This is a genomic window from Simiduia sp. 21SJ11W-1, from assembly GCF_024138675.1.
GTDB lineage: Bacteria > Pseudomonadota > Gammaproteobacteria > Pseudomonadales > Cellvibrionaceae > Simiduia.
The window spans coordinates 2,673,463-2,695,541 of record NZ_CP090959.1; the positions used below are offsets into that span (position 1 = coordinate 2,673,463).

Here is a 22,079-nt window from a genome sequence, read left to right on the forward strand (position 1 = left end):
GCCCCGCGCCCGAACCATTGGCATCATGGCCTAGGCCATGGCTTAGGCCATGCAAGCAACAGGAGAAAAATTCGAAAAAACGCCAAGCGCTAATGCGCCCGAACGGAGGCCACACCAAAGCCCAAAGGCAAGTTTGGAAGGTTCATCAGAGGGAGCGAAAACCGCTTAGAAATACCACCAAATGAGGTAAATGGCTGCAGCCATTGCACCGTAATAACCCACGAGCAATGTGTATTCTGCAATCTTTTTAGCAACGGGTTTGAAACGCAACTGCTGCTCGAAAGCGGCGCCGCAAAGTGCCGTTAACACCGTTAACAAACCCAGTGCGGCCACTGTGGCCAGCAGTTTTAGTATCCATACAAGCATCGGCAAGCCTTAAAAACGGGGGCAGTTGTTACACATTAACCGGTAAAGAAATCAAACACATTACCAAGGGTTGAGGCACTGGCTTTGTAGAACTCGGTATAGGTGCAACGGGCGCAGGTGATGGCTGTGTATTTTTTGTTTTGCACATCGAAAATACGCGACCAAAAGCCACCCGATACGCACTGCTGTCCCACAAATCTGTAGGCATGGAATATGGGGCGGAGTTTGTGACCGTCACCCGCATGGACGCGGGTGCCGAGACTACATGGATGTATTTACGTCGTGTCACAAACTGCGCCCCAGATTTCATGTCCAGACATCGCGTAGAAACTCTGAGATATAGGTAGTATCAACGTCTGCCTTCCATGGAGACTTAAACTATGGGACAGCAGTGACCCGATACGCGTATTTCACCCAGCTCATATTCATTGTGCTGGCACTTGGGGCAGGCCCAGTTTTTATGCTGCATTGCGCGCTCCTGTTTACCATGGCGTAACTGCCACGGGTAAAGCGCCAATCATAAACACCTTCGCGATTGCTGAACAGTAAAAGCCCGCCCAAGGCGGGCAGTAACTTAAGCGATTAATTTTGCGGCAACAGCCATTCGTTAAAGATGGCATCTACATTTTCACCGGCGGCCAGTGAAAACTTTTGCCGCAAATAGCCCCAGCCACTGCCGGGCTCACGGTCTAGCTCTGCATAGAAATTACGATAAAAATCCCACCCGTACCGGGTTTGAAACTCCATCAAAAAACACAGGCCTGCCCAAGGGTCTGTGCCTTCTGTAAGGCCGGATGCATCGTTACCCGCCAGGTATTTTTGTTTACGGGCTGGGCAATCCAGGTCGCGCTTTGGCAAATTCAGCATTTCTTGTGCATGCACGCTGAAGATATTCGGCCAGACTTCAATACCCAGCTTGGTGGCGTAATACCAGGTGCCACCGGCAAAGTTGAAATCGTGCCCCAGTTCGTGGGCAAAGCCCCAATTGCCGTTTTGCGCGCGGGCGGCCCGGGTTATGCGGTCGTTATTGTTAGCGTATACCAGCGCCGGGTCCATGCGCACGGGGTTGCCCGCCAGCATCCAACCGGGCGCATCTTCGGTATCGGGGTACCAGCGAATGGGCTGGCCGTGCTGCGGGCGCTTGCCACGCAGGCTCACGTGCAATGTGTAGATGTCGTCTAAGCGCTTAATGGCGTCGGCAATTTCACTGGCATCTTGCTGTGCAATGCTCGCTGGCAAATGTAAAAGGGTATGTTTGCCCAGCACTTCAACCCAGCCGCTTTCAATTTCGCCATAAGGGAAGTTTGCAGCAGCGCCCACCTCGATGGTGGGCACAATTTTGCCCCTGCTGCCATCGGGGTTTACCGCGCTTACGGTAACGTTAATGGCACCTTCGGCGCGCGCACGGGTTTCGTAAGATTCCCCCAGGTCGTTAGAGACAATACCACCCACAAACACCACGCCTGCACGCGGGGCGGTATAGGTCATGGCCTTGCCGGCACAACCTACCAACGGATCTTTGTAGGCCAGGCCAATGCGCACCACCAGGCTGCCAAGCTTGCAGCCGTTTTCATATTTTTCGCCATAGCCTTCGGGGCCGTGCATGGGGGCATCGCCTTTTAACTTCCAGCTGCCTTCGGCGCTTACCTCAATGGTTGCGCCCTTTTCCACATACAGGCCTGCATTCACCCAATTTTGCGCTGCAGGCACGCGTAAGGTGTAGGTGGTGTAATCGCCCAGGCTTTCAAAACTGAAATAAGACCAGCCGCCATCAACCGTATGAGAGGTGGCCGTTTTGGGAGCGTCTGCCGCGCTATTTTCCTGGCCCGTGTTTTCATTTTCAGGCGCAGTGCTACCGTTTTCAGCTTGTGTGTTCGCTAAATCTTCAAAGGGGCCCTGCCAGCGCTGATTGGCGTTGCCATGATAGCTGTAGATGACGACTTCAAGATTGGCCCTATCTAAATCAATGGCCCAGTTACCCTGCACCAGTGCGCCCTCTTTCAGGGCCCAGTGCTGCAGGCTTTGCTCGCAAGGGGCGAGTGCAAGGGTGCCATAGTGATCAAGGCTCTGCGCAATCAGGCAGTAAGATTCATCCAGCACTGTGTGTATTGTGCCGTCTGCTTTTACCAGCCAACGCTGACCCGGCGCATCGCTGCAGGCAGCCAGGCTCACAGAGGCTTGCGTGCTGGTGAAATTTTCATCTTCAACGGCCAGGCAATATTCGGGCATCGCTTGTGATGCAATCACACCCCCACGCACAGGCATGGGGTTTGGTGCATCGCCAGTGCCGGTTTGCTCACCACCCACTGATTCACTTTGGGAGTTGTCTGTGGCATCAATGCCACTGTCGTCGGCTGCACCGGTGTTATCCGCGCCTGAGGTTGCACTTTCGCTTTCCGCTGGATCACTTGCATTGGGGGCATCTGCGCTATCGGACGCCTCGCCGCCATGTGCATCACTGTTATCAGTTGCGTCGCCGCTGGCTGCATCATTGCCATCGGTTGTGCCGCCGCTGGCTGCATCATTGCCATCGGTTGTGCCGCCGCTGGCTGCATCATTGCCATCGGTTGTGCCGCCGTTGGCCGCTCCATCAATCACAACGCTTACCGAGCCGTCGTCATTCACACTCACATTTCCGCTGGCCTCGCCACCGCAGCCGGTGAGCAGAAGGCCCGGCATTAACAACACCATCAACGCTGTGGCTGATTTCATGATTACACTCCAAAAAGATAGCGGCCCTTAGCGAATTGCATTCAGGCACATTATTTACAGTGGGCATCATAAAAAGCGCGCAATGGCGTGGGTATTGGCCAGATGGTGATGCGCAGGGCTAGCCCAAACGGGCTAGATAATCAGGCGGATACTAAAGTGTGACCCAATCGATATAATTTCATCATTAAATTTGGAAGTGACACAGAGGCCACCATGTTCAACATTAACCCACAGCAAGCTATTCGTACCCAAGATTACATTTCACCCTACTCCATTGAGTACAGTAATGGCCGCTATGTGATCTACTGGTTAACCAAAATTCTTTCCAGCCACGCATCGCTGCGTGAGGCAGAGTCTGCTGTTATGGGCTTAAGTGCTGCCGCCTGAGGCTTGCACGCAGGCAAGGGGTACAGCCTTGCTCACACCAAATAAAAAAGCCCGCACTTGGCGGGCTTTTTGGTGCTTAAAGGCGTGTTACTCCCATTCGTAACCGAAGCTCACGCCAATGGTGCGCGGGCGGCTTGGGCCGAAGAAATGGGCCGGTGCAATACCGCCATTGTTGTTCATGCCATCGTAGGTATTTTGATTGGTAAGATTTTCAACATAGCCAATCACAGACCAGTTGTCGTCTGAACGGTAGCCTGCACGCAGAGTCCACTCCTGGTAGGCATCAATCTTGGTTTCATCCAGATCTTCCCAACCACCGCCCCGCTCGGACTCCCAGGTGACTGCCAAGTTGCCTACCACCTGGCCACCGGCCACAGGGTAGTGGGCATTCAGCACGGCACTGCCGGCAAATTCCGGCGACCAGAACAGCGAGCGGCCTTCACAACCCAGCGGATCATCCAGGCCACAAATATCTTCAAGCTTGTTGGCTTCGGTATCCAGGTAGCCTGCGGCAAGGTAGAGATCCCAGTTTTCGTTCAGCGAGGCAGTAATGGTGCCCTCAAGGCCTTTGCCGTCTACCTCACCGGCGTTTTGCACGCTGGAGGCGCCGCCGTCTGCAATTACAACCTGCAGGTCTTTGTAGTCGTACCAGAAGGCCGTTAAGGTGACATTGGCCTTGCCATCGAGAATGGTGTCTTTGTAGCCCAGCTCCCAGGAATCTACGGTTTCCGGATCAAAGATGTTCAGGCTTTGAACGTTCGGATCTATCTCGCTGCCCCATTCGAAGTCGTCATCAAAATCCATGTTGAAGGTGCCGAAGCCACCGGGCTTGTAGCCCTGGGTGTAGCTTGCGAAGAACATAACCGTATCAAACGGACGCCAGCGCACCAGTGCACGCACGGTGGTGTCTTGCCAGCTTTCGGAACCTTTGACGTCGCCATCTGTGTAGAAACCGTAAGCCCAGTAGGCGCCCAGGTAGCTATCTGGCTCGGGCACATTTTGAGTGAAAGTTTTCTTGTCGTCCGAGTAGCGAACACCCAGGCTTGCATCCAGCGCTGCGCTGAACTCGTAACTTAAATCTACGTAGGCAGCCCAACCTTCGTACTCGCCAATGGCGCGGCTGGTTTCATCCAGATTGCCGTTGGCGCTTGGCTCAAAATCGGTGTAGTAATCGCTACAACCGCCAATAGTGGCATCGTAGTACTCGTAGTAGTAGTACTTGCACATTTCATCTTCGCTGGCACGGAAGAGAAATTTTGCGTCGATAGTTTCCTGGTAGTAAGACACACCGGCATACCAGCTAAGTGCCTCGCTGCCGGTGGAGGTCAGGCGGAATTCCTGCTGGAAGTAATCACCGGTTTGATCCTGGCTGTAGTTATTCAGATTGGCAGGCGTGCCGTCGTAATCTTCTGAATAGTAGTAGTCGTGATCTTTGTAGCCGGTGTTGGAGGTAAATTCAGCAAAGCCCAGATCGTAGGTAAGCTTTAAACCGAGCGATAAAATATCGGCGTTGTCTGCCTCGCCTGAGGCCAGATCAATATCGGCATCGCGCTCGTCGCCGCGCAAGGTGATGGGGCCATTCGAAGCCTGCAAACGCTCCCAGGTATCGCCTTCGGTCACGGCGCGATACACAGAGCCCGATTGCTCGCGGGTTTCATATTCCACGGTTGTGTCTATGCCGAGGTTGCCGCTTTGATAGGCGGTAGACCAACGCACAGCGGATTTATTGTGGGCAATTTGATCATCACCACCGAAGTGGTTTTTCACATAGCCATCTTCCTCTGAGTGATAACCCGCCACACGCATGGCGAAGTTATCGGTCATGGCCAGATTTACGGCACCTTCCAGCACGCCGTGGCCGCGCTGGCCAATATCTACATCAATGTAGCCCGAGTTGCCGCCGTTGAGGTCAGCCTTGGCTGTGTGCACGCTGATGGCGCCACCAATAGAGGAGCGGCCAAACAAAAAGCCCTGCGGGCCACGCAGCACTTCAGAGCGCTCCATGTCGTACAGGCTGGTTACCGCCGCGCCATTGCGACCTTCATAAAAATCGTTTTTGAAAAATGCAGCCGAGGGATCCCCGCCCACACCAAAATCCTGCGTGCGGATACCGCGCACGCTTACGGCATCCAGAAAGGAATCTTTCGAGTTACCGGTCACACCGGGCGTGACGTTAATCAGATCTTTTACGTCATCCAGGTTGTTGTCTTTGGTGAAATCACCAGTGAATGCGGAGATGGCAAGTGGAACATCCTGCACGTTCTCGGCGCGCTTGGTGGCCGTTACTGTTACCTCTTCCAGCCAATCCTGGGCGTGGGTGGTTGCCGATAATCCTGTGGCAAATACAGCAGCAGTGATGCTGGCGGCGAGCCGCTTGCGCTTGAGCGCGGTTGGGTGGTTAGTTTGCATGGGTTCCTCTCTTGTCATTGTGATCCCCGGATTTAGCTGATGTGCTTGTTAAACCTCAATGTTTTCATTGCTAAGTGTCTGCAAAATAGGTTGCAGGTGTTGTTGGTATTTTTTCCAGCGCCCGATGGAGCGGGTGTGCACCGGTTCACGCACTTGCGCTGCACTGGCGGTAGCCACAGTGGCAGCTTGGGCATGAAAATCCAGGCAGGCCGCTTGCCAGGGCAGCTCTAGGTATTCAATTAACGCGCGCGCATTGGGTTCAAGATTTTGCGCGGTGGCCTCGTAGCTGATATCAAAAATGCGCCCGGGAAATTGCGCGTGATAGTGCGCCATCAAATGCCGGTAGCGCGCGTGGTGGCGCGCCATTTCTACTTGATCATAGGAGTGCAGGTAGGCATCGGCAAACAGCTGCTTGAAACTGGCAAAGCAGGCATCCATCGGGTTGCGGGTAAGATGCACAATTTTCGCGTTCGGCAGCGCTTTTAAAATAAAGGGAATCAGCAGGTAGTTCACCGGCAGTTTATCCACAAAGCGTGCAGTATTGCCCTGCATGCGTTGGGTGGCCTCCATGTAGAGGTTGCCCACCTGGCGGTAATCCAGATCCAGCGCCGATTTAAACAGCGCCGCAGAAAACCGCTTTGGATCTTGATGGCGGCTAAGCCTGCGCAGCGATAAACCAAACTGCTGTAATTCACCTGCCGACGTGACATCGCTGTGGCTGGTAATAATGCGCTCAATCAAAGTGGTGCCGGTGCGCGGCTGGCCCAATACGAAAATGGGTGCGCGGTGATCACTGCCTTCACCTTCTGCCAGCCAATCGGCGGTGCAGTGGCGGGTGAGAAAATCGAACATCTCGATTTCTGCCGCCTCATCAAAGGCCACCGTGGCCCGCCGGGCACGGGCACCGGCCATGAAGGCCGCAATGGCGCCCTCCCAATCTTGTAAATCTTCACACTCTTTGCCAATGGCGTACTGCAAAAATGCCTGCGCGCGCTCGGGCAGATCGGGCCGTGCCAGCAGTGTTCGCATTTGTTGAATGTGGTGGTCGTCACGGGCTTTATGGGCAGACGCTAGGGCCCAGTGTGCCTGCGCGTGGCCGGGTACTTTTTCAAGTACGGCGCGGTAATCCACAGCGGCCTCTGCCAACTCGCCGTGATAGACGCGGTTGCTGGCAAGGTTCAACTTGAATTGAATGTTCTCTGGCGCACCGGCCACGGCCTGCTCAAACTGCGCCCGCGCCAGGGTGTGATCGCCCATGCGGGAATACACCGCACCTAACACATCGCGTACCAGCGGGTCTTGGGTGTTGCCGGCCTCGGCCTGTTTGAGCGCGGCATCGGCTCGGTTAACCTGGCCTTCTTCCATAAACAGCTTGGCCAAGTGGGCCCAGCCGGCGGCGTGATCCGGTTGCAGGCTCGTCACCGAGCCAAAGGCCTGCACGGCGGTTTTGCGATCGCGCATATCCAGGGCCACCAGCCCCACCAGAAAGTGGGCTTGCACCAGCCGCGGGTTGGCCGCCAACAATTGCTGGCACAGCTGGGCCGCTTGCCGGGGCTGGCCTGCATTTAACAGTGCAAAGCCTTGCTTGAGCATGGCGGGCACGGTTGGACTGGCGGTTGCTTGATCCATGAAAGCCTGTATTGATTAATGTTGTTGTCATTATTGTGGCAATCGGCCAACGGCACGTCAGAAGCCTTTGGGCTGCGTGCACATCATTGAACCAAATTGCGCCAACCCGAATAATTATTCAATACCCAATTGGGGTCAAGTGATTCAATGCTGGCGTAACGGCCTGTGCTTGGTTACATTCCGCTTTTCGTTTGACGCCAAAAACTGCTTTTATCAGGTGCCACATGCCACATAACAATAGCAAATACCGCCCGCTACGGGTGTTGTTCACCACCGTTTTCCTGCTGCTCATAAGCCTAGTAGCCAGCGCCAGTGAAGCACCCGAAAACAGCCCCTGGAGCCTGCCTGCCATAGTACTGAAGGACGTGCCCTTTAGCATTACCATTGAAGGCGCGAGCCCATTGCAGCAACGCACCCTGTTTGTGAGCATCAATGGCGAAACCCACCAGGGCACCCTGGCCGATGGCACCCTCACCTTTGAAGGCCTGGTGAGCGCGCAAAGCCCTGCAAAGCTTAGCCTTAACAGCAATGGCCACCTGTTGGCCGAGGCTGAAATCACAGCCCTGCCCGGCTGGTTTTCACTGATTCCGGCACTGATGGCCGTAACCATGGCGCTGCTGCTGCGCAATGTGATGGTGGCGCTGTTTGTGAGCCTGATTACCGGCATCTGGATGCTCTACGGGCTTTCTGCCTCGGGCCTTGGGCACGCCATTCTGGATGCCTGCCAGGTGTATGTGATTAACGCGCTAACCGAGCGCGAACACATGGAGGTGATTGTATTCTGCTTTTTAATTGGCGGCATGGTGGGCATTATTTCCCGCAACGGCGGCACCATGGGTATCGCAGAGCGCATTACCCGCGTGGTTAAGAACCGCTCACAAACCCAGCTTTCCACAAGCTTCTTAGGCCTTGCCATCTTCTTCGACGACTACGCCAATAGCCTGATTGTGGGCAATACCATGAAGAAGATTTCAGACACCATGCGCATCTCGCGGGAAAAGCTTGCCTACCTGGTAGATTGCACCGCCGCACCGGTTTCGGCCATTTTGTTTGTTACCACCTGGATCGGCTTTCAGGTGGGCGTAATCAACGATGGCCTGGGCGCCATTTCGGGTTTTGATGAATCGGCCTATTCGGTGTTTTTAAACTCGCTGATGTTCAGCTTCTACCCGGTGCTGGCCATCGTATTTGTGCTGTTTATTGCCGGCACCGGTAAAGATTTTGGCCCCATGTTGCGCGCCGAACAGCGCGCATTTCACACAGGCCGCGTGCTGAGCCCCGGCATGGACAACGATTCAGGCCCGGCGCCGGAAGAAAAAGACCTAGAGCCCAAGCCCGGCGTGCCGCACCGCGCCTTTAATGCGGTGATCCCCATGCTTGTGCTCATTGGGGTAACCATGATCTCCATCTACTACACAGGCCTTGCCAGCCCTGATCGTGCCGACGACTCACTGCGCGAAATCATCGGCAATGCCAACTCTTTTGCCTCTATGATGTACGGCTCTGTGGCCGGTTGTATCGTGGCGTTTCTGATGACCTTGGGCCAGCGCCTGCTCACCGTACACGAGATTACCGATGCCTGGTTTGGCGGCGCCAAGGCGGTGATGCTGGTGATTTTTGTGCTTACCCTGGCCTGGTCGCTGTCGGCGGTGAATACCGAGCTGCACACGTCTGATTTCCTGATTTCAGCACTGGGCGACACCTTGAACCCCAACCTGATGCCGCTGGTGATCTTCCTGCTGGCGGCCTTCATGGCCTTCGCCACCGGCTCCAGCTGGGGTGTGATGGGCATTATGATGCCCATGGTGGTGCCCTTGGCCTGGGCGGTACTGGTGCACAACGACATGACCGGCACCGAGCACCTGCACATCTTCTACTCCTCGGTGTCGGGCGTGTTGGCCGGTGCCATCTGGGGCGACCACTGCTCACCGCTGGCGGAATCTACCCTGCTTTCGGCCATGGCCTCGGGCTGTGATCTGATCGACCACGTGCGCTCCCAAATGCTCTACTGCCTAGTGGTGGGTGCCGTGGGCATGCTCATTGGCACCCTGCCTGCAGGCTTCGGCCTGCCCTGGTGGCTGTGCATGCTGGTGGGTGCGGTACTGCTTTGGTTGATTGTTCACTACTTTGGCCGGCGCGCAGAAGATACCCCGCTGCAGGCGAGCCAAACAGCCCCCCATGGCGCGCCCGAAAGCGCCTGAACCAATCGGCCCGGGCGCACCTGAGTGCTACTGGGCCGACACCGCCACACCGCCTGCCGCGGCCAATCAGCCCCTGGCTGCCAGTTACGATCTGGTGATCATCGGCGCGGGCTTTACCGGCATAAACGCGGCACTCACCGCCGCCGAAGCCGGCATGCAGGTACTGGTGCTTGATGCCCACCGCCCCGGCTGGGGTGCCAGTGGGCGCAACGGCGGCTTTTGTTGCTTAGGGGGCGACAGGCTCGGCATTAGCGCCATCGCCAACACATTTGGCGAAACCGAGGCCAAACACTACGCCCAAGGCCAATTAGCCGCCATCGAGCGTGTAGAAGCCCTGCTTGCCAACCATCACATAGAGGCAGACCGCTGTGGCCAGGGCGAATGGGTGCTGGCCCACACAACCAAACACCGAGGCGAGCTGACCCAATACCAGCGGGAGCTGGCGCACTTTTACGGCATTCAGGCCCAGCTGCGCCCCACCGCCAACCTCGATAGCGCGGGCAACGCCAACCCCTATGCCCAACCGGCCCTCTGGAACCCGGCGGGCTTTGGCCTACACCCGCTCAAATACCTCTACGGGCTACAAGCCGCAGCGCTGGCCGCCGGTGCCCAGTTTCATGCACCGGCGCAGGTATTGCAGCTAAAGGCCAGCCCCAAAGGCTGGCGCCTTGGGGGCCGCAACTTCGAACTGTTCGCCCGGCGCGTGCTGGTGGCCACCAACGGCTATACCCCCGATAATCTCACCGCCACATTGCGCGGCCGCTTGTTGGCTGCGCAATCAAACATTCTGGTAACCCAACCGCTGCCGGCCAGCACCTTGAAGGCCTTGCACTGGCAACACCTCACACCCGCCTACGACACCCGCAAGCTGCTCTACTACTTCCGCCTATTGCCCGATGGCCGCCTGTTATTTGGCGGGCGCGCCGGTATTTCGGAATCTACGACCAGTTTTGCGGCGAGACGGGCCCAACACACGGCAGACTTCCAGCAGCTGTTCCCCGCAGCACACGGCCTTGGCATAGACTACTTCTGGAGAGGACGGGTTGCCTTGAGCTTTGGGCAAACGCCGCACGTGGCACAACTGGGCAAGGGTTTGTATTGCGCCCTTGCCTACCACGGCAACGGCATTGCCATGGGCAGCTGGTGCGGGCATCAGGCAATCAAGCTGATGCTGAACGCCAGCCACCAGTTGCCGCGCTTCATGCAGCGGCCACCCAGGCGGTTTCCGCTCGCAGCACTCAGGCCCCTCTACCTGGCCGCGGCCTACACCGCCTACCGCTGGTTCGACTAGCGCACGGGGCGGCCTTATTGCCAGGCGCAAGCCTGCATCACCAACGTTGGAAACACGATGGCGCAAAACATTAAACGCTGGGCATTAATCGCAGCCTTGGCCTTAGGCCTGATTGCCTGTGCCTGCGCGCTTGCGTTTATTTTGCTGTGCGGGCTTACGCCCTCGGTGATGGTGTACAACCAAAGCCAATGGCCGCTTTCACACATCCGCGTTGAGCTGCCCGCCAAAACCCTGCACTTTGAAAACCTGGCACCGGGCGAAGAGGCGCGCGCGTTTTACGATGCCAACCAACCCAAGGGCAGCTACCGCATAAAGTTACACCGCAATAATTTGCCGCTGGCAACAGATTGCGGCTACATCACAAGTGGCGAATGGGGCAAGCGGGTGCACATTGTGGTAAACGACACCCGCGTGAGTTGCCGCGAGCAGCTGCACTATTAATTGGGCCGTGTTTAACGGCGGTATTTAACGAAAGGATTGAGAACAAGAATTGAGAGGCATCGGCGTTTTGGCGCCGCTAGCTGGTTGAGTGCCCCAACTGTCGGCTCACTTCCGCCAGGCATTGATGCAAAGCATCCAGGGTAATGGGTTTACTTAATACACTGTTCATACCGGCATCGAGCGACATTTGAGTGAACTCATCCAGTGCGTGCGCAGTAAGCGCTACAATATATTGCGCCGGCAAATTGTGTGTTTGCTCGTAGGCGCGAATAGCACGCGTGGCCTCCCATCCGTTAAGTTCCGGCATTTCACAATCCATTAAAATCAGATCTGCACTTTGATCTTGCTGATAGGCATCAAATAACAGCTGGCCGTTATCAAACAACTTGAACACGTGGCCAATTTTTCCAAGCAATAACGAGATGACTTTTTGGTTTACCTTGTCGTCTTCTGCCACCCAAATATTAAGCGGCGTGAATACAGCCTCAACAACCGCCTTATTTGGGCGCTCGGGTTTTTCACTGGCAACCTCTAGCGGCAACACCAGGGTAAACACGGAGCCCTTACCCAGCTCACTCACCAGCTCGATTTTGCCATCCATCAAGGCCGTAAGCCGCTGACAAATAGCAAGCCCCAAGCCGGTACCGGCAGCACGCGCGCCCTTTGCGCCCACCTGTACAAATTCGCTGAAGAGCTTTTCGCTATCTTCTTGGCTCATGCCGGCGCCGGTATCTTCAACCGAAATGCACAGCGCGCTATCGCGCATGGCGGCGCGCACAGTGATCTGCCCATACTCGGTAAACTTCATGGCATTGCCAATTAAGTTCAGCAGCATCTGCCGAATGCGATGGGCATCGCCCTGCATGTATTTGGGCAGCTCGTCGGCAATCGAGACTTCCAGCGCCAACCCCTTTTCTGCCGCACTGGCTTTAAAAATACTCACCGTATCTGTGAGCAATTCACGAGGGCTGAAGGGCCTGGGGTTCAGCTCCATTTTGCCGGCTTCTATTTTCGAGAAATCAAGAATGTCGTTAATAATGCTCAGCAATCCACCGGCGGCGTTGCGAATAATATCCACCCGCTCCCGATCGTCTGCGCCCAATTGGCTGGATTGCAAAATCTCCGACATCCCGATAATGGCATTCATGGGTGTGCGAATTTCATGACTCATGGTGGCCAAAAATCGGCTCTTGGCCTGACTGGCTTCCATTGCTTGCTCGCGCGCAAGCTCCAGTGCCTCGTTGTTGTGCTCTAACGCCTCGCGGCTTTTCAAGAGCTTTGCACGGTTGCGCCCCAACAACAGCAGCAAGCCCACCACCGCAACCAGCGCAATACCCACCGCACCCAGCAACATAGTTTGGGTGGTAATAATGGATTGCTGCTTGCGGGTGGTTGCGGTTTCTGCATCAAGCTTTTGGGTAAGCGATTCCAGCAACGCCTGGCGCTCACTGATTTGCCCGCCCAATGCGTTTAGCTCGGCCAATGCCTGATCGCGCTGCTGACGCGATTGATTCGCCTGTAAAACGGCCTGCTCGGCAGCCTGCGCCGAGGCCTCGGCTTTGGCACGCGCACTGGAAGTTTCTGCAGCCAGCGCAGCTATACGCTCATCCAGCGCAGCTATGGCGCTCTCTCTGGCTTTTACATCGCGATTGCGGGCGGCCACCTCACCTTCTGCACGGTTTAATTGCTGCGCTTTTTCCGCCAACTCTTGGGTGCGCTGGCGAATCTGGCGGTTAATGGCAGCAAGTTCGGCATTGGCCGCCTGCAGCTGCAGTGCCAGCTCACGCGCGCGGGATTCGCTGGCTTCAAGCTCCTGCTCTTTGGCCTCAAACAGCGCGACTACATCAAGCTCTGTACCGCCAAGCAATAAGATATCCGGCCCAAGGGTGAGCGAGGCCTGCAATATATTGGGGCGGTTGATTTCGAAACTGAGCTTGCCCTTGGCAGAATCCACAATGTTGATCATAACCTGGCTGCGATCTACCGCTTTATCTGATACCACCAATAGCTGCCTGGCTTTCGCCTGGGGCAACAAGGCCTCAAGCTGTGCCAAGCGCCCAGGCGCCACCACCAACACGGCCGGTGCATTCACCTGCTGCCAGCTATCAACGGTTACCACCTCTACTGCCATGGCGCGAATGCGCTTTTGGGCAAGGCCAGATACCAATGCGCTTTTAAGTGACGGTTGCGCGCCTAACAGCGCAAATGTGAGTGTTTTGCCGTCTTCCTCGGGCCAATAGGTGTGCAGCGCAAAGTTATACACCAGCGCCGCTTTGATATCGTGCCGCTCTTGTGCCGCAGCGGGGCTTGGCCCTACACACCATGTAACAACCAAACCCACCACCCATACGAAAAGCCGCTGTTTTATCTTGCATAAAACAGCGGGCTGCCTAACTCGGCTAACGCTAACAGGCTTTGGGTGCGCGAAGGCAGGCATCGCGGGTTCCGGACAATTCAGCTTAGAAGCAAGGAGTATAGGCCATCAGGCGGGAGACACCGCGCATTGCTACCTAGCACAAATGTTTAAAATTGCACGGACAAATTAACAGGCTAAGCTGAATACATAATCTGGGCTGCAGTATTCAGCCCCTATAACTAAAAATAGCCTTGGGTCGACCATGACGCCTGCACACAGCGATCTCACGTATCAACAACTCACACTAGGCCGGACCAACAAAGGCCTGCAGTGGTCAACCGGGGCAAGCTTGCGCCGCAAAGCCTGCCTGAGCCTGCTGGGTGCAACACTGCTGGCCAGCGCACCCGCCCTTGCAAACAAGGCGGCCACAAGCCTGTTTGAGCTAAGCCTTGAAGAACTCACAAGCCTGAGTGTTTCTGCGGCCTCCAAGCAGCAGGAATCTTTGCTGGATGCCTCGGCCACCACTTACGTATTCACCGCAGAAGAAATCAAACTCTATGGCTGGCGCACCTTGGCCGATGTACTGCGCGCAGTACCCAATACGGATTTCAGCTACAACTACGAAACCACCAGCTTCAACCAGCGCGGTTTCACCGGCGACGGCAAGCAAACCCTGATTCTGGTAAACGGCGTTGAAAACAACGAAGTGTTCGATTTCAACGCCCAACTGCGCGGCTGGTATGGCGCCAATGAGATTCAACGTATTGAAATACTCATGGGCCCCAACTCCACGCTCTACGGCAGTTCTGCGCTATTTGGGGTGGTAAACATTGTTACCCGCAGCCAAGGGGCAGCTAATTCCACTGGCAACCTGCGGGTCTCCTACGATGAAGCCAACAACCTTATGGCCGAGGCCAGTAGCGTAAAGGTAAGTGATAATTACCGGCTGGGCGCTACGTTCAGCGTGCGAAAATTCGAAAACGACTGGCCGCAAGTGAAAGAGTTCACCACCCGCGATGACGATTTTTCCCGCACCAAAACTACAGACCCGTTCCGGGACAAAAATCCGGAAAACGTGCGCCTGCTGGATGAAACCTACAGTTTCGACAGTTACCTGGAAATTCACGATTTTTACGCAGGCGTGCGCTCACAACTGCAAGATGGCACCCAGGGGCTGGATCGCACCCGCTTTCAATGGGGCGAAAATACCGGCCAAACCCGGCGCCATACCGCCTTTGTGGGCTACAACTGGCAAAGCGAACAATGGGCTTGGGAAAATCGCCTAAGCTACAGGGAATCTACCCGCGACTTCACCTTTTCGCGTTTGAATAACGTCAATATCAACGCAAACTTTGTGGATTTCTTTCAAGAACTTTGGGGCGTGGATTTAAGTGCATTCCCGCAAGCTACAGACTTCAGCGACCTATCGGTATTGCTTTCCGGGGTGTTTAGCGATCAAGGCAAAGAAACCGCCTGGCAATCCACTTTCGATTACATAGGCTTTGACGACATAAAACTGAAAGTGGGTGTAGATGTAAAAGATAAATCCTACACATCTTCATTTGCACAGGAAAACAGATCCCGACCTAGCCTTAGCAGCTTTAACGATGCTCCCAGCTACCGCGTCAGCTCACTCTACGGGCAAATTGACTACCAAATTATTCCAGACAAACTCAAAATGGTCGCCGGTGTAAGAACCACTCACGACAACAATCCCTTTGCAGACGAGAAAAATTTTGTAACGCCCAGGCTATCGCTTATTTACCGTCCGGGTGCCGAACAATCTGTGCGCTTCACCTACAACGAAGGGTTCCGCCAGGAATACCGCAACGACTTCCCCATCACGCCTGAATACATGACCATGTATGAGCTGCAATACAGCCTGCAAAAGCAACTGGACAATGGCGAGGGTTCTTACTACTTAAGCGTTACGCCCTACCATATGAAATCAAAAGGTTTAATTCGCGAATCACTGAACCCCGACCAGAACGCACGTGCGCGCGTGATCATATCCAACGGTGCCGACTACAACATATCGGGTGTTGAAAGCCTCCTTCGCTTGCGCCAGGGCCGCTGGTCTTGGCTGCTTGGCATGCGCTACCTTGCAAGCGGCGAGGTAGACGTAAAGCTGCTACAGGAAGATCAGGAAAAGATCCTCAAAGACGTACCCCGCTACAAGTTCCAACTGGGCTTAGGTTACGGCTTTGAATACCTGACCACCTCGGTATTTCTGGACTACTGGGCCAGCAGCCAAACAGAAACCGTATACGCAGATCACCGCACCTTTACCGTAGGCAACAGCACACTACCGGCAAAAGAAATTCTGAAAACAGACAAGCTGCTTCTGGTTAATCTCACCATCAGCAGTAAAGATTTTGAAGTAGACGATGCCAGCTACCGTGTGTTTCTAGAGGCATACAACCTGCTGGATAACACAAACTACCACGTAAACCTGGACAACTCCCCAGTGCAGTACATGCAACCGCCACGCACACTGCGCTTTGGGTTCGAGCTTGCATACTAGCGACTTTCTCTGCCCACGCCTTGCAGGTAAGATAACCGGCCAACCAAGCGCACAAGGCACACCGAGTGAACGCACTGCACGGCATTATTTTTGATTTAGACGGCACCCTGGTAGATTCCAAACTGGATTTCCCCGCCATGCGCGCAGAGCTTGGCCTGCCAGCAGGCACCGGCCTGCTGGAGCACTTGGCAAGCCTTGAAGACCAAACACAACGCACCCAAACCCAGGCAGTGATTGAACGCCACGAATTACAAGGCGCCCAAGCTGCCAGCTGGATAACCGGCGCACAAGCCGCACTGCACACACTGGCCAATGCCGGCATTCCCATGGCCATTGTTACCCGCAACATGCAAAGCGCCACCCAACAGATGGTAAAAAGGCTTGGCATTCCCATCCGCCTGATCATCACCCGCGAAGACTGCACCCACGTCAAACCCCACCCAGAGGGTTTGCTGCGCGTAGCCAACCAATGGCAAATCGCCCCCGAGAAACTCGCCTACCTGGGCGACTACACCTTCGATCTGCAAGCCGCCAAACGCGCCGGCATGCAAGCGTGGCTATGGCGCAACGAACACAACGCCGCATTTGAAAGTGAGGCAGATAAAGTATTCAGCGAATATGAAACCCTGGTGCGGGAGTTTATTTAGTGGCAGTGGGAAACAGCGGTTTTGGGTAGCGACGTGTACCTGTGGGATTTGGTTGATGGGTTATCTGCTCATGAGGCTATGTGGCTGACACAGAAGTTTGAACGCACTCTGAAAAACTGGACAATAGGTATTCCTTTTATTCCGCTACATACGCATTAATCTCACATTCAAACCTAGCTGGCTGACTTTCGCCATATGAAACAATAAAAATTATTTCATTTCTAGTTAAAAAGTATAACTTACTGCCTCTTGCCGTACCTCTATATATACAAAGTGAACCCAATCGTGTTTTTTCCGTATTTAAAGATCGAACCACATCATCAGGAGCTAGATTACTGCTAGCTTGGTTGATTTCGGCAATTGGTCGAAGTTCACTCGGACTGAAGCTAAACCGTCCTAATTTGATATGGTCTAGATCCGCGTTAATCAACGCTGGCTCTACGCCATCGTAAACGCAGATGTCTGTAGGTAATGTTGTTAATTTCATATTATTTCAACTAAATACCCTTCTTTGACCAACGTCTCAATATCCGCAGGAAGTTCGTACTGCATTCGCTTTCCTTTTTTCCGAACCAGGGAATTGCCTTCCCGGCTTTGACATCAGGAATTTCCTTTTTCACTATATATTTCTTAAGAATTTTGTTTTTCGTGCCATCGGGTAATGCTCTGTTTTCAAATGGTTCATTTAGTCCTGCGGTAAATGTACCCGCATCTCTAAACTCCCCAGACTTTTCATCGATAAAACCTCCAAATCTATCAATTTTTTTAGGGGGTTTTAGAGATATATTTTTGGTAGATATGGCACCACCATTCGGGGGCCAGCCACCATTTAAACCTTTTTTGTTAAAAAATGACTCCAACTCCTTCCAGTTTTCTTGCTGAAACAGCTTATAAGCCCTCTCGGCATCCGGGCCGCCACTTTTAAACTCTTTAACTGATTTTTTAAAGTCATTGTAGCTGACAAATCGCGGAGAATCGTAGCTAAATCCCACGCTATTATCGTTGTTGTTTTTGCTGTTAGACTTTGATTTCCTATCCGCCGCATCCATATCCGTCTTCAGATCATCAAAGCTCTTCTTCGCAGCTTTAGCGGCTTGTTTGGCGCGGGCTTTGGTGTGGGCGGCGAGTTGTTTGCTGGCTTTGGCGAAGTCTACCAGCAGTTCGCCGAGCTTTTTAAACTTGGTCATGTGGCGGGCTTTGCTGCCCATAGAGGCCACAGCGCCTACACCGCCGCTTACGGCTGCCAGAATTGCCGTGAGGATGATTTCAAAGGCGGCACCGCCGCCCATTTCTGTGAGTTCGATGGCGTGTTGGGCTTTGGCCCTTTTTACCTATTTAGCCGCATGCGAAGTTTTTGAGATCATGGCGCAGGGTGATATCGCAAGTAAGGCGGTTTAATTCACTCCGCCCCCTTTACCGGGAGTTTATTTAGTGGCAGTGGGGAACAGCGAGCTTGGGTAGCGACGTGTACCTGTGGGATTTTGTTGATGGGTTATCTGCCCATGAGGCTATGTGGCTGCCAGAGAATTTTTAACACCTTATTTTTTAGGTCTTGCCGAAGGGTGGTATCGCAAGCAAGGCAGTTTAATTCACTCAGACCCCGTTACACTCCAGTTATCCGCCAATTACAAACAACGCTTTAAGGCTGGCAATACTTGATCTGCAATAGCTTCTCTCGGAATTTGAAAGGATTGCGGTGCAATATCCGTAATATGATCTAGGCGACTATAGTTTCGTAATGTATAACCTGGATTATTCTCTTCGCAGCAATGCCTACTTGGGCTTAAAACCAGCGATTCACCAGAAAATATATCGTCTACAGAAACGTCCCCTGGCTCGGCAGCTACCTTTAGCGGCTTGTTTTGTGCGCCAAGTTCTAGTTGACCTATAAGCCAACCCAATGAATTAAGTGGAAACTCTTCCTGAGCACACTCTCTTTTCTTTGTAAATATATCCATATAACTCGTCCAGAAAATGTAATGTGTTTTAGTTTTATAAAGACAAATTTTATCTCCAGGAAACACCCTATATTTAATCTCTTGGACATACTTCACGCCATCGTCAAGACTTAATGGATCAATGATTTTAAAACTTTCAATTATTTTTCTATTCATGCTAGCTACCAATTGGCACCAAATCTATCGTTACTACAGTTCCGGCTGATTGCAATTGTGAAAGTGGCGGCGTATTGTAATCCATAGTTAAAGTCTCGACTACTCCATAGTTTCCACCACCTGAAGCCGTATTTGCAGTAAGCCCATTGCCAGTAAACTCTGTATTGGCACCGATCTCAGTTCGAATACTATGACGCATTAAAAATTTTGATTTTTCAGACTCACTCATTTGGCTGGAAAATCTCTTAACTTCTCGCTGATTATACTGATTTCCGCCGCTTGACCAAAATTCCTCCATTTTTGTCGCATATTCGGCTTGGCATTCACTAGACATAACAGAGTCAATCAGGTCAGGATCTGCCTTTGCTAAATGATTTTTACTAGCATCACTTAAGTTATCCCACGTGGGCACAATGGTATTGTTACCATACTGATCTAGGTTTTCCCCCCTATCAATAATATGCATAACATATTCTTTATTGGGATCAAAATTAGATTGCGCACCCAAAACTTGATGGATTAATTTTGGATCAGAAACTGCCGCCTCAAGCTGATCAAATGAAGTCGTCCAAGCTGGGGCCAGCTTACTCTCCCGCTGAAAAACTAGAGTGGCATCTGGTGATGTATCTTTAGGTTGCACACTAACTAAAAATCTTTCGTTTGCAGTGGCCCCATTTTCCGCCATCGCAATTAACTCCTGATCTGAATACTTTGGCTTGTATTCAGGCAACCCAGCCTTTCTTCGCTGAATAATTTCTTTCCGGGCTTCTGCCAGCCTAGCCTTAGCCTCCTCTACAGATTTGATCGGGCGTTTTCTTCTCGGCTTCTCTATAGCCCTTGGCCTCTCCCCCTTCTGAACCGGGGCGTCCATATCCGTCTTCAAATCATCAAAGCTCTTCTTCGCAGCTTTGGCGGCTTGTTTGGCGCGGGCTTTGGTGTGGGAGGCGAGTTGTTTGCTGGCTTTGGCGAAGTCTACCAGCAGTTCGCCGAGTTTTTTAAACTTGGTCATGTGGCGGGCTTTGCTGGCCATAGAGGCCACAGCGCCTACGCCGCCGGTTACGGCTGCCAGAATAGCCGTGAGGATGATTTCAAAGGCGGCACCGCCGCCCATTTCGGTAAGCTCAATGGCGTGTTGGGCTTTGGCCCTTTTAACTTATTAGCCGCATGCGAAGTTTTTGAGGTCTTGGCACAGGGTGATGTCGCAAGTAGGGCGGTTTAATTCACTCCGACCCCTTTATCCAGACCCCTTTATCCAGACGATCCACTTCCCGGATCGCTTGGAAAAATACATCAGCCTATGAGGCTATGTGGTTGACACAGAATTTTGAACACCCTCTATGTGGATGACACAGAATCTTGAATACCTTATTTTTGAGATCTTGCTGAAGGGTGGTATCGCAAGCAAGGCAGTTTAATTCACTCCGCCCCCTTTACCGTCATTCCAGATCAAGACCAACTATACACATCAGGCTTTTTTAGTTTTCATTAGGCCATGAATTCTGTTAAGTGCACTAGCCCTTTCTACATCAGAATCAAGCAACAACATCTTTCGAATTATCTCAAACTCTTCAGGAAGATTTTTTTGATCCCGCGAATACAAATAGTTGCACACTCCCAACAACGCCGTTTTAATTACTTGGCGTGAAGTTTCGACCTCCAGCAGCTTAGCACAAAATATAGCATAATTCATTGGACTTAAAATTCTCTTCAGCACTCTACCGAGCGCTGATCGCCTCATGTCCCAACTTCTATCCCCATAAAAAATTCCGTCCTTCATCCTTTCAATGTAATTATCTTCTCCAGTAAAACGATAAAGCATGTAAGAAATATAAATATATCCATGCTCCGAACGTTCTAACCTCTCTAGGCGACCCTCCAAGAACCTCCTCCAATCATCACCCAACAAATTTTCGGTAAACTCCAGTAGCCATTCAGCACCCTCCTCAACATTATCTAGCAATAATTCAATCGCCTGCGCTCTTTCCTCTCCGACTAGATTAGTCAAATTTACATTGTCAAAATATTGCCTTTCTGTAGGATGGGCATTTATCTCCGCTGCAATTTTATCCAGCTCTGACCTACTCAATCGCCTGCTCCACTTATATTTATAGCCATTTCAGAAATTTGCTCCTTATTGTACACCACTCTTTGACGTCCATTTAAATCTAAAATTTCAATCGACTCTACTTTTCCTTCGCCCGCAATTGTCGGCAGCTCTCTTGTTCTCCAAATTTTACTACCACCATCCAAAAATGCTTCATCGCTGTGTACTACGCGAACTTTCCCACCAACTCCTGACGCATATTTTTCAGAGAAATCACCCCAAAACTGACCACTTATTGGACTATTATTTAACTGATCCCAATTATTAACTATTCGTCCACCTTTAGTCGTTTCAAGCGATACCCCATTAGCCTCTCTCGCAAATTCAGCAGCTTTATCAAGCGCACCTTGTTGATATCCAGACCAGAAAAATGCTCCGTCTTTGGGCGAATCAACATCTAGCCTAGCCAAAAGCTCTGCCGGACTATCATCATCTAAATAATCAGCCAATATTTCCCTAGCCTCCTCTATTAACCGGTCACGTTTCTCTATGTCATTACGTAACTCAGCCTCATGAGCTTGCTCCGAAAGCTCACTAACCTTTTTTCGATCGCTATCCGCAAGCGACAATATTGATTTATCGTTTACCTTTTCTCTAGTAGCCTTCGGCCTCTCCCCCTTCTGAACCGGGGCATCCATATCCGTCTTCAAATCATCAAAGCTCTTCTTCGCAGCTTTAGCGGCTTGTTTGGCGCGGGCTTTGGTGTGGGCGGCGAGCTGTTTGCTGGCTTTGGCGAAGTCTACCAGCAGTTCACCGAGTTTTTTAAATTTGGTCATGTGGCGGGCTTTGCTGGCCATAGAGGCCACAGCGCCTACGCCGCCGGTTAAGGCTGCCAGAATAGCCGTGAGGATGATTTCAAAGGCGGCACCGCCACCCATTTCTGTGAGTTCGATGGCGT

17 protein-coding genes are annotated in these 22,079 nt (G+C 52.8%); 6 read left to right on the plus strand and 11 right to left on the minus strand.

Translation table 11 applies throughout. From position 1 onward, the window contains the following. Nucleotides 1-165: 165 nt before the first annotated feature. The 3 genes from L1F30_RS11750 to L1F30_RS11755 all read right to left on the minus strand — a co-directional run bounded on the left by L1F30_RS11750 (nucleotide 166) and on the right by L1F30_RS11755 (nucleotide 3,078). Entirely contained in the window at nucleotides 166-366 is a 201-nt protein-coding gene (locus L1F30_RS11750) for a hypothetical protein (protein ID WP_253356274.1), read from the minus strand. A gap of 35 nt (nucleotides 367-401) precedes the next feature. Then, nucleotides 402-560, minus strand: a complete 159-nt coding sequence (locus L1F30_RS17600) for a zinc ribbon domain-containing protein (RefSeq protein WP_371922632.1) — start codon at nucleotides 558-560, stop codon at nucleotides 402-404. 388 nt (nucleotides 561-948) lie between these two features. Next, nucleotides 949-3,078, minus strand: a complete 2,130-nt coding sequence (locus L1F30_RS11755; RefSeq protein WP_253356286.1) for a M60 family metallopeptidase — start codon at nucleotides 3,076-3,078, stop codon at nucleotides 949-951. 213 nt (nucleotides 3,079-3,291) lie between these two features. Here L1F30_RS11755 and L1F30_RS11760 point away from each other — a divergent pair, with 213 nt between their 5' ends. Next, nucleotides 3,292-3,465 carry a hypothetical protein gene (locus L1F30_RS11760; protein ID WP_253356288.1) on the plus strand — a complete coding sequence of 58 codons (174 nt, stop codon included), beginning with the start codon at nucleotides 3,292-3,294 and terminating at the stop codon, nucleotides 3,463-3,465. 87 nt (nucleotides 3,466-3,552) lie between these two features. Here the strand turns inward: L1F30_RS11760 and L1F30_RS11765 are convergent, their stop codons facing one another. After that, the gene (locus tag L1F30_RS11765) at nucleotides 3,553-5,874 is read right to left on the minus strand and encodes a TonB-dependent receptor (RefSeq protein WP_253356290.1); all 2,322 of its coding nucleotides are present in this window, start codon (nucleotides 5,872-5,874) and stop codon (nucleotides 3,553-3,555) included. 48 nt (nucleotides 5,875-5,922) lie between these two features. Further along, a complete protein-coding gene (locus L1F30_RS11770) occupies nucleotides 5,923-7,503 on the minus strand; it encodes a tetratricopeptide repeat-containing sulfotransferase family protein (RefSeq protein WP_253356291.1) in 1,581 nt (526 codons plus the stop codon). A 224-nt stretch (nucleotides 7,504-7,727) separates the two neighbouring features. On the opposite strand from L1F30_RS11770, the gene L1F30_RS11775 reads away from it, so the two are divergent. From L1F30_RS11775 to L1F30_RS11785, 3 genes are read left to right on the plus strand one after another with little or no spacing between them, the layout of a single operon-like run. After that, nucleotides 7,728-9,704, plus strand: coding sequence for a Na+/H+ antiporter NhaC family protein (locus tag L1F30_RS11775; protein WP_253356293.1), 1,977 nt, complete (start codon nucleotides 7,728-7,730; stop codon nucleotides 9,702-9,704). Next, a complete protein-coding gene (locus tag L1F30_RS11780) occupies nucleotides 9,682-10,995 on the plus strand; it encodes an FAD-binding oxidoreductase (RefSeq protein ID WP_253356295.1) in 1,314 nt (437 codons plus the stop codon). The genes L1F30_RS11775 and L1F30_RS11780 overlap by 23 nt, the downstream gene beginning before the upstream one ends. A gap of 57 nt (nucleotides 10,996-11,052) precedes the next feature. Beyond that, the gene (locus tag L1F30_RS11785) at nucleotides 11,053-11,436 is read left to right on the plus strand and encodes a hypothetical protein (protein WP_253356297.1); all 384 of its coding nucleotides are present in this window, start codon (nucleotides 11,053-11,055) and stop codon (nucleotides 11,434-11,436) included. A 76-nt stretch (nucleotides 11,437-11,512) separates the two neighbouring features. Here L1F30_RS11785 and L1F30_RS11790 read toward each other — a convergent pair whose 3' ends face one another. After that, the gene (locus L1F30_RS11790; protein ID WP_253356299.1) at nucleotides 11,513-13,771 is read right to left on the minus strand and encodes a YfiR/HmsC family protein; all 2,259 of its coding nucleotides are present in this window, start codon (nucleotides 13,769-13,771) and stop codon (nucleotides 11,513-11,515) included. A 283-nt stretch (nucleotides 13,772-14,054) separates the two neighbouring features. Between L1F30_RS11790 and L1F30_RS11795 the strand changes: the two genes are divergently transcribed. Together L1F30_RS11795 and L1F30_RS11800 are read left to right on the plus strand one after the other, a co-directional pair. After that, a complete protein-coding gene (locus L1F30_RS11795; RefSeq protein ID WP_253356300.1) occupies nucleotides 14,055-16,316 on the plus strand; it encodes a TonB-dependent siderophore receptor in 2,262 nt (753 codons plus the stop codon). A 65-nt stretch (nucleotides 16,317-16,381) separates the two neighbouring features. Further along, nucleotides 16,382-16,963, plus strand: a complete 582-nt coding sequence (locus L1F30_RS11800; protein WP_253356302.1) for an HAD family hydrolase — start codon at nucleotides 16,382-16,384, stop codon at nucleotides 16,961-16,963. A gap of 497 nt (nucleotides 16,964-17,460) precedes the next feature. On the opposite strand, the gene L1F30_RS11805 is transcribed toward L1F30_RS11800, so the two are convergent. The 5 genes from L1F30_RS11805 to L1F30_RS11825 all read right to left on the minus strand — a co-directional run bounded on the left by L1F30_RS11805 (nucleotide 17,461) and on the right by L1F30_RS11825 (nucleotide 22,059). Further along, nucleotides 17,461-18,252, minus strand: coding sequence for a TNT domain-containing protein (locus L1F30_RS11805; protein ID WP_253356304.1), 792 nt, complete (start codon nucleotides 18,250-18,252; stop codon nucleotides 17,461-17,463). Nucleotides 18,253-18,588: 336 nt separating this feature from the next. Next, nucleotides 18,589-19,077 carry a hypothetical protein gene (locus L1F30_RS11810; RefSeq protein WP_253356305.1) on the minus strand — a complete coding sequence of 163 codons (489 nt, stop codon included), beginning with the start codon at nucleotides 19,075-19,077 and terminating at the stop codon, nucleotides 18,589-18,591. Between the two features lies 1 nt (nucleotide 19,078). After that, nucleotides 19,079-20,188 (minus strand): hypothetical protein, encoded by a 1,110-nt coding sequence (locus tag L1F30_RS11815; protein ID WP_253356307.1) that lies wholly within the window; start codon nucleotides 20,186-20,188, stop codon nucleotides 19,079-19,081. Nucleotides 20,189-20,542: 354 nt separating this feature from the next. Continuing rightward, nucleotides 20,543-21,163, minus strand: a complete 621-nt coding sequence (locus L1F30_RS11820) for a hypothetical protein (RefSeq protein ID WP_253356308.1) — start codon at nucleotides 21,161-21,163, stop codon at nucleotides 20,543-20,545. After that, the gene (locus L1F30_RS11825; protein WP_253356310.1) at nucleotides 21,160-22,059 is read right to left on the minus strand and encodes a hypothetical protein; all 900 of its coding nucleotides are present in this window, start codon (nucleotides 22,057-22,059) and stop codon (nucleotides 21,160-21,162) included. Before L1F30_RS11825 ends, L1F30_RS11820 begins: the two co-directional genes overlap by 4 nt. Nucleotides 22,060-22,079: the final 20 nt, after the last annotated feature.